Origin of the sequence: Pseudomonas caspiana, from assembly GCF_040224095.2 — a bacterium.
Classification (GTDB): Bacteria; Pseudomonadota; Gammaproteobacteria; order Pseudomonadales; family Pseudomonadaceae; genus Aquipseudomonas; species Aquipseudomonas caspiana.
This window is the reverse complement of record NZ_CP167995.1, coordinates 2,491,609-2,502,683: the sequence shown is the minus strand read 5'-3', so window position 1 is coordinate 2,502,683 and position 11,075 is coordinate 2,491,609. Positions and strand designations below refer to the sequence as shown.

The window sequence follows — 11,075 nt, the reverse complement described above, 5'->3', positions numbered from 1 at the left end:
TCAGTTTTCCTGTCCGATGATGTTTTTTTGCAGGTGGTGCAGCAGGTAGGCAAAACGAATTTCGTCGGAGCCTTTAGGCAACTCTTGCGGCACGTCAGCCGCTGGATAGTCCCGACGCACATTCAGGTAATGCTCAAGCGAGTAAGCCTTTGTGAATCCGTAGCCCAGCCCTTCATGCAGCCACTGCTGGCCTCGCGAATAACAAAGATCACTTTGTTTGAGCCACCATCGGTACAGGAAGTGATCCTGCTGATGGCACCGAAGGGCCTGTTGTTGATGGCTGTCGAGGGCGGATTCAAACGCGAAGGGTTTCCAGCTTTGCGCCTCCAGGTTCTCAATATTCCGCCAGGAATAGGTGCTCGAGGCTCGGTCTGCCCACGTCCCGCCGTACCAACTCAGGCGGCTGATCGGCCCAAGCCAGTAGTTGAGTGAGTCGGGCTGACAAGCCGGGAAAAAATAGCTGGCAGTGACGGGATTGGAGTACCGCAAAACGCCTCTGCCCAAGTCATCAAAGCGGACCAGCAGAATGTGACGCAGATGTGCCAGCACCACCGATGTCGAGTGATGACTCTGGATGATCAAACCTGGCCAGTCTTCAGGTGCTTGCTGTACGGCTTTGAACAAGTCCGAGGTTTCATCGGTCGTTACCAGAATCGGGCTTTGCTCGGTATAAGCGGCTAATTCAGTGGTGTCGAAAAGCATTGAGAGCTGGGGAGCTCCGACCCTTCGGTACAGCTGCGGCAAAACTGACTTTGTACGTTCAAGCAGTATCCAGGTATTCATTACTGCCCACCTTCGCGTAGTTTTCTTGCACAAGGGCAATGCGCCAACGGGCATTCCATCGGCGTTTTACCTTCAGGCTTCTGGCACAGCTCGACAATCGGGGTGTCACCCACCAGTAGCTCGGGAAGCGCCAGACTTGAATGATCTGCAGCAGACTTGGGCGCAGTGATTGCCGTTTGCTTGTCCAGCGACATCGGCAGTGAAGGTGTCGACGGCATCCCCGGCACCGGAATCCCACCCAGCAGAATCGGAACGCTGGTAAAAATCCCCGCGGGAGTAATCGATATCCAGTGACCACCTGCCTTGATCGTCGTACTCAACGTGGCGTCGACAATCATGTTTTGCCCGGCCGACAGGTGGATTTCCTGCGCAGCGCTGACCAGATGATTCGCAGCACTGATGTGCTGGTTGCCCACTACCGTCAACGAATCATCAGCCAGCACCAGGGTTTTACGGGCACCGTGCGTGAGGTGGTGTTCTTCGCCGTGTAACTCGTGGCTGGACAGCCCGGTGACCTTGACCTTGCGCTGGTTGTCGACCTGAATCGACTGATCGTTGAGGACGTGCTCGGACCAGTTGCGTTGAGCACGGATGGAAATGGACTCGGCGCCTTTGCGGTCTTCGATACGCAGTTCGTTGAAGCCTGCGCCCCCAGGGCTGCTTTGGGTCTTGAGCACGGTCTGGGTATTCTGCGCCGGCAGGTTCAGCGGTGATCGCGTACCGGCATTGGGCAGGCAAGCCTGCACGTACGGCTGGTCCGGATCGGCGTCGAAGTAACCGACGATCACTTCCATGCCGACTCGCGGGATCATCGCCGTGCCGTATTGCTCGTGCGCCCAGCCGGTGGCGACCCGCAGCCAGCAGCTGGAATGCTCGTTACGCTTGCCTTCACGGTCCCAGAAGAACTTGACCTTGATCCGGCCATATTCGTCGCAGTAAATCTCTTCGCCCTGCGGGCCGGTGACCACCGCGTGCTGGCTGCCCAAAACCCGTGGCTTGCGGTGCCTGAGCGGTGGACGAAACGGCACTTCGCCGGGGATGGCTTCAAAACGGTTGCGATAGCCCTGGGTAAAGGCCTCCCGCTCAGACGAGCGAGGCATGGATTCTTCCAGCACCTGCGGCTGTTTGCCCTCGTGGAAAACCGAGGTCAGCAGCCATTGTTGGCTCCACTGCGGATTGGGATGCGTCAGTTCAAACAAGTGACCGCTGACCAGCGCGCTCTGATCGCTGTTGCCACTGGCCAGTTGAACGTCGCTGCGGTTTCGTTCCAGTGCCTTTCGCGCCTGACGCGTGCCGACGCTGAGGTCGGTGAACGGCGCTGGATAGTGGTAATCCTCCAGCTCACTACGACCCTCGCCGCCCGCGCTGCTGAGCAGGTTCACCTTGGGCAATTGAAAGTGATAGGTCTGCTGGCTGGCCTTGCCTGAACGTGTTGCGAGACGAACGTTGAATTTGTTGATGACCGAAGCTTCCGCGACCAGCCCGCTGCTCTGTACATAAGCCACCGCAGGTTTGAGCACCGGCAATTGAATCGGGTCGTCCGCAAACACCAGCAGATGCGCGCCTGGGCTGTGCTGGAAGTGAAAGTGGATGCCCTCTTCTTCACACAACCTGCGCACGAAATGCAGGTCGGTTTCCTGATACTGGGTGCAGTAGTCGCGAGGCTTGCAGGATTCGCGCAACCTGAAAGCAAATGCATTACTGAAGATCGCGTGATCCTTGAGGACCAGCGCGATGATGTCCGGGACCGTCTTGCCCTGGAAAATACGATGATTGCGGCGGTATTCCAGACGTTTGAGGCAAGGGATCAACTGGATGAAGTAGTGGGTAAAGCGCTTGCCCGAATCACCCTGGGCAATTTCGCCAATCTGCCCGTGAAAGCCGTTACCGTCAGCGTCAATTTTCAGGAAGGCCAGACGGTGCAGCAGCTCTTCCAGTTTGAGATTGGCCCGCTCGCTGACCAGCTCCATGCGTACGCTGAACGGCCGACTGATGGACTCTTTGGCCGTGAAGGCCAGCACTCGTAAATCATGCTCAAGCCCGTCGATTTCCAGCGTGAACGAGGCGCGATTGGCGGGGTTGAACATGGGCGAGTCCTTGGCCTGAGTAAAGGGCGGGACTTTGCCGAAAGGCGCTCGATACGTCAGTCAGCCGATGCAGAGCAGGTTTGTAGGAGGCTTCCGAAACAAGGGAAGTCTCAGTTATCGGATTACAGCCTGCCAGGACGTCTCTTATGGATAAGTAGGTAGCCGACACATTGCTTGTTCCCCCAGAAAAAGCGATGCTCCACCGCATAGAAATCACCGGTACTTATAAGAAGGAAACATCATGGCCCTGAACAAGCCAACCCAGGAGCTCAAGCGTCACCTCAAAGGGACCGCTGAAAACCTTGAAAGCACGGCCAACGAAATACTCAAGCTTGCTGAACAAATGACCGATGTCGACGTCACGGCCATTCTGCAATTGGTCAACCGGCTGTATGGCGATGCCGACCAGCTCAAAGCCTATGCCGATGAGATCAAAGCCAAGCGAATCGTTCGCGCCAAGGCACTTTAAGCGTTGCAATGTTCGCGTCTGAATCAGTGATCAATGCGGGGACCTTCGATGCTTCCTTCTACCGCCAGTGCCAGCGCTAATCTGAAGCATCTGCACATGCAGAAATGGCGCGGGCGTGTAGGTATGTCATTGGCTGCGAGCCTTTCGGTGCTGGCAGGCATGACAGATGCCATCGGTTTCATGGCGACCGGTGACTACGTGTCCTTCATGAGCGGCAACACTACTCGCCTGGCGGTGGCGATCAGCGATGGAGACCTCAGCACCACGTCTCGTCTGGCGCTGGCAATTATCACGTTCGTGGTCGGTAACGCACTGGGGGTGATCGTCGCCCGATTGAGTGGCCGACGCGCCCTGCCCTTGCTGCTGAGTATCGGTATGCTGCTCTGCGCAGCCGCAGCCTGGCCAATGGGCTCGCAGATTCTGACCGTCATGGCGGCGATTCTGGCCATGGGCATGCTCAATGCCGCCGTCGAACAGGTCAACGGTCTGCCGGTGGGGCTGACGTATGTCACGGGCGCACTTTCGCGATTTGGCCGAGGCCTTGGGCGCTGGATGCTCGGCGAACGCCGTGACGGCTGGCGGATACAACTGGTGCCCTGGGCTGGCATGTGCGCAGGAGCGGTCATCGGCGCGCTTCTGGAAAGTCGACTCGGGCCCAATGCGCTATTGATAAGCGGTGCATTCGCCGCACTGCTGGGGCTTCTGACCCTGTTGATCCCCTATCGCTGGCAGCGTCGTTATATCCCACGCTAAGTCTTCAAACTGTCACTTTTGCGTCATATCGGCTGATTAACATCTGAGGACTTTTCCTACAGGTGAGCGCCCGACATGTCTCCTACCCACGAAAATCTCGCGCGTCGCATCCATCGTGAACTGCTCGACCATAACGACGAAGAGCTGGAACTTGAACTGGCTGAAGACGAGTACAGCCTGGACAAGCTGTTCGAAAGCGATATCAGTGACAACGATGAGAAGAAAGCCCGCCACCTGTATTTCAGTGAGCTGTTCCGCCTGCAGGGTGAACTGGTCAAGTTACAAAGCTGGGTCGTGAAGACCGGGCACAAAGTCGTGATCCTTTTCGAGGGTCGCGATGCCGCTGGTAAGGGCGGCGTCATCAAACGTATCACTCAGCGCCTCAACCCTCGGGTCTGCCGTGTCGCCGCGCTGCCCGCCCCCAATGACCGTGAACGCACCCAGTGGTATTTCCAGCGCTACGTTTCGCACCTGCCCGCCGCCGGTGAAATCGTCCTGTTCGACCGCAGTTGGTATAACCGCGCGGGCGTGGAAAAGGTCATGGGTTTTTGCGATGACGATCAGTACGAAGAGTTCTTCCGTACCGTACCCGAGTTTGAACGCATGCTCGCCCGCTCCGGCATTCAGTTGATCAAGTACTGGTTCTCGATCTCCGATCAGGAACAGCACTTGCGCTTTCTCAGCCGTATCCATGATCCGCTCAAGCAATGGAAGCTCAGCCCAATGGACCTCGAGTCGCGTCGTCGCTGGGAGGATTACACCAAAGCCAAGGAAATCATGCTTGAGCGTACTCACATCGCTGAAGCGCCGTGGTGGGTCGTACAGGCGGACGACAAGAAAACTGCACGTCTGAACTGCATCCATCATTTGCTCGATCAGATGCCCTACGAAGAGGTCGAGCAACCGGCAATTGAACTGCCAGAGCGTCAGCGCCGGGAGGATTACAGCCGCGTGCCGACGCCCAGTGAGCTGATCATCCCGCAAATTTATTGAGCACAGCCCGAAGAGCGTCTGGACCAGAGTCCAGGCGTTCGGAAGGCTCAGGCGTTCAGCTCCGCGATACTCAGCTTGCGCAGCAAGTCACGCTTCTTGCTGCGATGCCCTTGCATGCGCACCAATAAATCGTCCAGCGTACCCATGGCCTCCAGAATGTGCGGGCCTTTGTTGAGCATCACACACTCTGCTCGCACGCCCATCGCCGCATCAGTAATTTCGGCACGGGTTGCAGCGCCAGTCTTGGCCAGGGTGTCCAGCACTTGAGTCGCCCAGATCACAGGGACATGGGCCGCCTCGCAAATACACAGGATTTCTTCCTGCAACTCTGCAGTTCGCTCGAAACCGTTTTCTACCGCCAGATCTCCCCGGGCAATCATCACGCCCAGCCGCGGATTCTGCATGCCTGCCAGTAACAACGCAGCGAGGCTTTCGAATCCGCGTCGTGTTTCAATTTTCAACACGACACCCAGATGCTCGGCATCAAGACGCTTCAAATGCGCCAGAAGTGATTTGACGTCTTCAGGGCTGTTCACGAACGACAACTCCACCACGTCTGCATGCCGACTGGCGAACGCAAGTGCGTCCAGATCCTCGGGCGACAGCGCGTCGAGTTGCAGCTCGCTGTCGGGCAGATTGATACCCTTGTCGCTTTTCAGTTTGGCGCCGCCCGGCGCATGAGTAATACGGACAGTAACGACGTCGGCCTGCACTGACTGAATGCGCCCACCGATTTTCCCATCGTCAAACCATATCGGTTCGTTGGCGCGCAGGTCCTTGAACACCTCAGGCAACGTACACCCGATACGCGCCGGTGTCAGGACCTTGCCGGTGCTGTCCATCACTGCAGGATGGCCGTGACTGGCATCGGCGCTCAGCAGTAAAACATCCCCTTCGTTGAGCACAATGCTTTGCTCCCGGGGTGGCACGCCGGTGATGCGTTCTGACTTTGGCCGCCCCCTCTGTTTTTTCAGGTGCAGCTCTATACCGGGAATCATATAGGCCGTCTTGCGCAGCTCCGCCCGACAGCCTTGCCCCGTGACTTCAACGATAGACAATGAACGACTTGAATCCCTCGCGTCCCTGAACGCAAGCTCATCACCGACCTGCAACTGCGTTAACCATTTTCCCGGCATCTGCAAACAATAGTCATCGCCTGAAAAGGCCTTCGGTTCTTCGGCAAGCCAGACTTGAGCGGGGGTCACTATGCGTCCGAAATCATCGCGTTGCGGGCGGATTTTCAACACCGCGGGGCCGGGTTGTATCTGCCCCGTGCGCAACTTCGGCCCTGCCAGGTCCATCATGACCTGGCAGGTTCTGCCGACCTTGGCAGCGGCGTTGCGACCATGCTCAATCATTTTCAGCCAGGTAGCCGGGTCATCGTGAGCGCAGTTGATGCGTTGACAATCCATGCCCGCCCGCACCAGTTCGCCGACCATGGAAGGATTGGTCGCTGCCTCATGAGGCATGGTCACCATGATGCGCACGCCCCGCTCTGGCGATGGCCCGCCGAATAACTGGTCCGCGTGCAGGTTCAAGAGCTTTTCCCCTGCCTGGTTCACCACGCTGCCCGAGTTCTCTTCAAGCTCCGCGCCGGGAATCAAGCGTTTCAAGACATCGATGACCCTGTCGACCGATGCGAGCGTATTGGCTTCACAGCGTCCCAGGGAGGAAAGGCCAAGCCCGGACAACTGCTGTTGCAGAGGGCGAATATCATGGCGGCGCAACGCGAGATAGCCCAACAAGTTGCGGGCGCTGTCCAGATAATCAGGATGTACTTGCATGCTCTCGATGGGCGTGCGGGCAGCAGCCTCCATCTTGACTCGCAAAAAAGAAAGACGCTTGAGCGCGGCTCGTATTTGTTGCTCATCCAACACGTTGAAGTCGGTTTCTATAATCGTCATGGCGGGCACTCGCTTCGAATGGAGACCATTGCGGTCCGTCAGACAAGCACCTGGACCAGCGCAATGTGCGGACTTAAAGGCTAAGACTCGATTGTGACGATCTGCTTACCGTGGACGGCCAGCAGATGGACGGGCCTGCGCAGCAAGGAAAAAATAGATTGGACGCTAACGATTTTCGTGCTTAACCTTGCCCGCCTGTTTGCGCGCAACGGGTCTGGCCTGAATGTTTGCTGTTCTCAATGTATTGCTGCCGATTTTCGCCCTGATCCTGCTGGGGTTTATCTGCCGTCGCACGAACCGCCTGGGCCCCAATGCCGCGTCGGAAATAAACCGGATGGTGGTCTGGCTGTGTTTACCGGCGCTGCTCTTCAGCGTTACCGCGACATCGACCTGGGAGCAGATCTGGCACCCCGGTTTCGTTATCGGCTTTACCTTGAGCACCTTATCGGTGTTCGTCGTCACCCTGCTCCTGCGCTGGAAGAAAGGCACTAATCTGGCCGACGCCAGCATCGATGCACTCGGTGGTTCCTATGCCAACGCGGGTTATATCGGTATCCCGCTGTGCGTGATGGTGCTTGGTCAAGAGGGGCTGGAACCGGCGCTGGTCGGAGCGCTCCTGGTGGTCTGCGTATTGTTTGGCCTGGCGCTGGTCTGTGTCGAAGTCGGACTGCAAACCGAGCGCCGACCGCACCGCATTGCATTGAAAGTACTTCTGGCGCTGGCGAAAAATCCTCTTGTGGTGTCTCCGATCCTCGGCGCGTTATGGGCTAGCACCAGCACGCCTCTGCCCGGTGCGCTGGAAAAACTGCTCAGCCTGCTGGGTGCGGCCACCAGTCCCTGCGCATTAGTTGCACTTGGCCTGTTCCTCGCCGAAAAACAGCAAGGTACCCGTGAGGGAACGTCGCAGTTGGTCCTGATCAAGCTGATCGGCCACCCGCTGCTGACCTGGGTGCTGGTGTTTCATGTATTCGACGTGCCGCTTCTATGGGCAAATGCCGCCTTGCTGCTCAGTGCACTGCCAACCGGCACTGGCCCTTTCATGCTCGCGGAATACTACAAGCGCGAAGCGTCACTGGTCTCGAGCACGATTCTGGTGTCGACCCTCGGCTCGCTCGTGACACTTTCGATCTGTCTGTACCTGATCAGTCATGCCGGTTGACGTTGCTGCCCGTCCGGCGTCGATAACGTTTAACATGTCGCGCCTTTTCGCCACTGATTGCCCGTCATGACCCCAGAAGCACTCGCCGTCCTGAACCAGCATCTGCTGGATGCCCTGCAAACCGCACCCGATGAAACACGCCGTCTGTTTCACGGCCGAGGCCGCGTATGGCCGGGACTTGAACAGGTGACGGTCGACTGGATGCAGGGCGTGGTGCTGGTGTCGCTCTTTCGCGAACCCGCAAAGGCCGAGCTTGAAGCACTGACTCAATTGCTGCTGGATCTGACCCGTACGCCACAATGGCTGAACAGCAAGGCGCATACCTTGTTGCTGCAACATCGCTATCTGCCCGAAAGCACCACTGAATGGCTACTGGGTGAGCGGGTCGAAGAATGGCAAATCACTGAAAGCGGCCTGCACTTCAGGGTGGATCTGGGCAGGAAGCAAAACTGTGGTCTGTTTCTGGACATGCGTTACGGGCGCGACTGGGTCCGTGCGCAGGCGCAAGGCAAGCGGGTATTGAATCTGTTTGCCTACACCTGTGGTTTTTCGGTGGCGGCCATTGCAGGCGGTGCCGAACATGTGGTCAATCTGGACATGTCCCGCGCCGCGCTTACTCGCGGACGGGAGAACCACCGCCTGAATCAGCACGACTTGCGCAAAGTCAGCTTTCTGGATCACGAGCTGTTCAAGTCCTGGGGCAAAGTGAAAAAATCCGGCCCTTATGATTTGGTCATCATTGATCCGCCCTCCTTCCAGCGCGGCAGCTTCCTGCTCGACAAGGATTACCAGAAAGTCCTGCGACGGATGCCCGAACTACTGGTTCCCGGCGGTCAGGTGCTGGCCTGCATGAACGAGCCAAGCCTGGGTTCCGACTTCCTGATTAACCACACCGCCACCGAAGCACCTGGCCTGCGCTTCGAACAACGCCTGCCCAATCCGCCTGAGTTCCCGGATGCCGAAGTCGAGGGCGGGCTTAAAGCACTGCTCTTTACCGACACTTTTCAAGCCTCAGACGCTGTAACATAACAGCGATCGTTAGTTAGCTTCGCAACTTTAAAGTCACGAAGTGGATCCAATTAATATTTAATGGCGCCAAATAAACATCTATTTGACGCCCTTAAAGTTTGCGCTGTAAACGCCGATGGACTTTGATAACCAACCCTGTGTAAACAACAAAAATTTTTTATGCAGGTGATGGTTTTTTCACATCCAGGCGGCTAGATTGATATCAAGTCGCCATTAGGTAGATCAGTTGAATCACAGCTATCGCAGCGTGGCGATTCGAGGTATCTCGGCATGAAAACAAGAAATATAAAACTGACCACCAGAGCCCTGTTCAGCTTCGGCATCATTTGTCTCCTACTGATCGGCCTTGGCGTCGCCTCGTTGCTGAAGATGGATGACATCCATGACTCCGCCTCCGACCTGCAGAATAATTGGCTGCCCAGCGTCAGACAGGCCAGCAGGATAGAGACCGCCATGCTCCTATACCGTCTGGATGCCAGGCGTTTTGTCATGGACGATGCCAGGCTGGGCGAGGCATCGATCAAGAAAATCAATCAACTTAAAGCTAACTTGAGCACCGCCACACAAGACTATGCACCGTTGGTTTCCGACGCGACCGAGAAAGAGCTGTTCAATAAGGTCGCGAGTAACGTCAGTGCCTATCAAAGCAAAATCGACGAACTGATGGAGCTAAGTAAAACCCGCACCTATCAGGAAATGGCGGTGTTCATTCAAGACACTTCCAAGCCTCAAGCCGTGGCACTGCAAGCCGCCATCGAGGCATTGATCAGTATTAATGAAAAAGGCGCATTGCAATCCGGATCAATCGCCGATGAAAGTTTTATCAGTGGGCGCTACATCTCAATGATATTCATTGTTATCGCCGTTATCGTAACGATCTTTGTTGCCGTCGCATTTACCCGAAGTATTACCCAACCCATTCAAACCTTACTGGTCACCACCCGCAAGATTGCCGACGGCGATCTGCGCACCACGGTAGAAATCAGCGGCGCAGATGAAATGACCGAGCTGCAGACCGCCACTGCGACCATGCTGGCGAGCCTGAAAGGAACGATCCAGCACATATCTGATTCATCAGGGCAACTTGCCTCCGCAGCGGAGGAAATGAGCTCGATCACCAAAGAGTCCAATGCCGGCATTCAGCGTCAAAGCATGGAAACCGAACAAGCGGCTACGGCGGTTAACGAGATGACCGCTGCTGTTGAAGAGGTCGCACGCAACGCGGTATCGGCCTCGCAATCAACCCAGGCGTCCGAGCGCTCGGCCCAGACTGGACAAGAACGCGTGAGCCAGACCATCGCCTCGCTGGAAAAACTCAGCACAACGGTCGAGCGTACCGGCGTTGAAGTCGAAGGCCTGGCGAACCAGGCACAGCACATCGCTAAAGTGCTGGACGTGATTGGCTCCATTGCCGAACAAACCAACCTGCTGGCTTTGAACGCAGCGATCGAAGCAGCCCGCGCGGGCGAGCAAGGCCGCGGTTTTGCCGTGGTAGCGGATGAAGTCCGCGCACTGGCCCACAGAACCCAGACGTCTACCCGGGAAATCGAGCAGATGATCCAGGGCATTCAGAAAGATTCGACGCTGGCGGTGCAGTCGATGAAACAAAGCTCGCTTGAAGCCGGATCGACATTGCAGATTGCCCATGAAGCCGGCATCGCAATCAAACAAATCACCGCGGCGATTTCCGACATCAATGAGCGGAATCTACTGATAGCCACCGCCTCAGAGCAGCAGGCACAAGTCGCCCGTTCGGTTGACCAGAACCTGGTGAGTATTCGCGACTTGTCTTCACAAAGCTCATCTGCCGCCAGCCAGACTTCACTGGCAAGTAACGAGCTGTCGCAACTGGCCGTGGGCCTCAATCGTCTCGTAGCGAGGTTTTCGATATAGCCAAT

The 11,075-nt window shown here is 56.7% G+C and carries 9 protein-coding genes; 6 read left to right on the top strand and 3 right to left on the bottom strand.

Going from position 1 to position 11,075, the window contains the following annotated elements; genetic code table 11:
- Entirely contained in the window at positions 1 to 783 is a 783-nt protein-coding gene (locus ABRP31_RS11450; protein ID WP_349970740.1) for a DUF4123 domain-containing protein, read from the bottom strand.
- On the bottom strand, positions 783 to 2,870 hold the full coding sequence (gene tssI / locus ABRP31_RS11445; protein ID WP_349970739.1) for a type VI secretion system tip protein TssI/VgrG: 2,088 nt from the start codon (positions 2,868 to 2,870) through the stop codon (positions 783 to 785). The genes ABRP31_RS11450 and tssI overlap by 1 nt, the downstream gene beginning before the upstream one ends.
- Before the next feature lie 241 nt (positions 2,871 to 3,111).
- Here tssI and ABRP31_RS11440 point away from each other — a divergent pair, with 241 nt between their 5' ends.
- From ABRP31_RS11440 to ppk2, 3 genes are all read left to right on the top strand, one after another.
- Entirely contained in the window at positions 3,112 to 3,339 is a 228-nt protein-coding gene (locus tag ABRP31_RS11440; RefSeq protein WP_027900182.1) for a hypothetical protein, read from the top strand.
- Positions 3,340 to 3,387: 48 nt separating this feature from the next.
- Positions 3,388 to 4,092, top strand: coding sequence for a YoaK family protein (locus tag ABRP31_RS11435; RefSeq protein WP_349970738.1), 705 nt, complete (start codon positions 3,388 to 3,390; stop codon positions 4,090 to 4,092).
- Positions 4,093 to 4,167: 75 nt separating this feature from the next.
- Complete coding sequence (gene ppk2, locus ABRP31_RS11430) at positions 4,168 to 5,085, top strand: polyphosphate kinase 2 (RefSeq protein ID WP_349970737.1); 918 nt, start codon at positions 4,168 to 4,170, stop codon at positions 5,083 to 5,085.
- A gap of 47 nt (positions 5,086 to 5,132) precedes the next feature.
- Here ppk2 and ABRP31_RS11425 read toward each other — a convergent pair whose 3' ends face one another.
- Positions 5,133 to 6,989, bottom strand: coding sequence for a pyruvate kinase (locus ABRP31_RS11425; protein ID WP_349970736.1), 1,857 nt, complete (start codon positions 6,987 to 6,989; stop codon positions 5,133 to 5,135).
- Between the two features lie 223 nt (positions 6,990 to 7,212).
- Between ABRP31_RS11425 and ABRP31_RS11420 the strand changes: the two genes are divergently transcribed.
- From ABRP31_RS11420 to ABRP31_RS11410, 3 genes are all read left to right on the top strand, one after another.
- Entirely contained in the window at positions 7,213 to 8,148 is a 936-nt protein-coding gene (locus ABRP31_RS11420; protein WP_349970735.1) for an AEC family transporter, read from the top strand.
- A gap of 66 nt (positions 8,149 to 8,214) precedes the next feature.
- Positions 8,215 to 9,177 (top strand): class I SAM-dependent methyltransferase, encoded by a 963-nt coding sequence (locus ABRP31_RS11415; protein ID WP_349970734.1) that lies wholly within the window; start codon positions 8,215 to 8,217, stop codon positions 9,175 to 9,177.
- A gap of 270 nt (positions 9,178 to 9,447) precedes the next feature.
- On the top strand, positions 9,448 to 11,070 hold the full coding sequence (locus tag ABRP31_RS11410; RefSeq protein ID WP_349970733.1) for a methyl-accepting chemotaxis protein: 1,623 nt from the start codon (positions 9,448 to 9,450) through the stop codon (positions 11,068 to 11,070).
- The last annotated feature ends 5 nt before the right edge of the window (positions 11,071 to 11,075 follow it).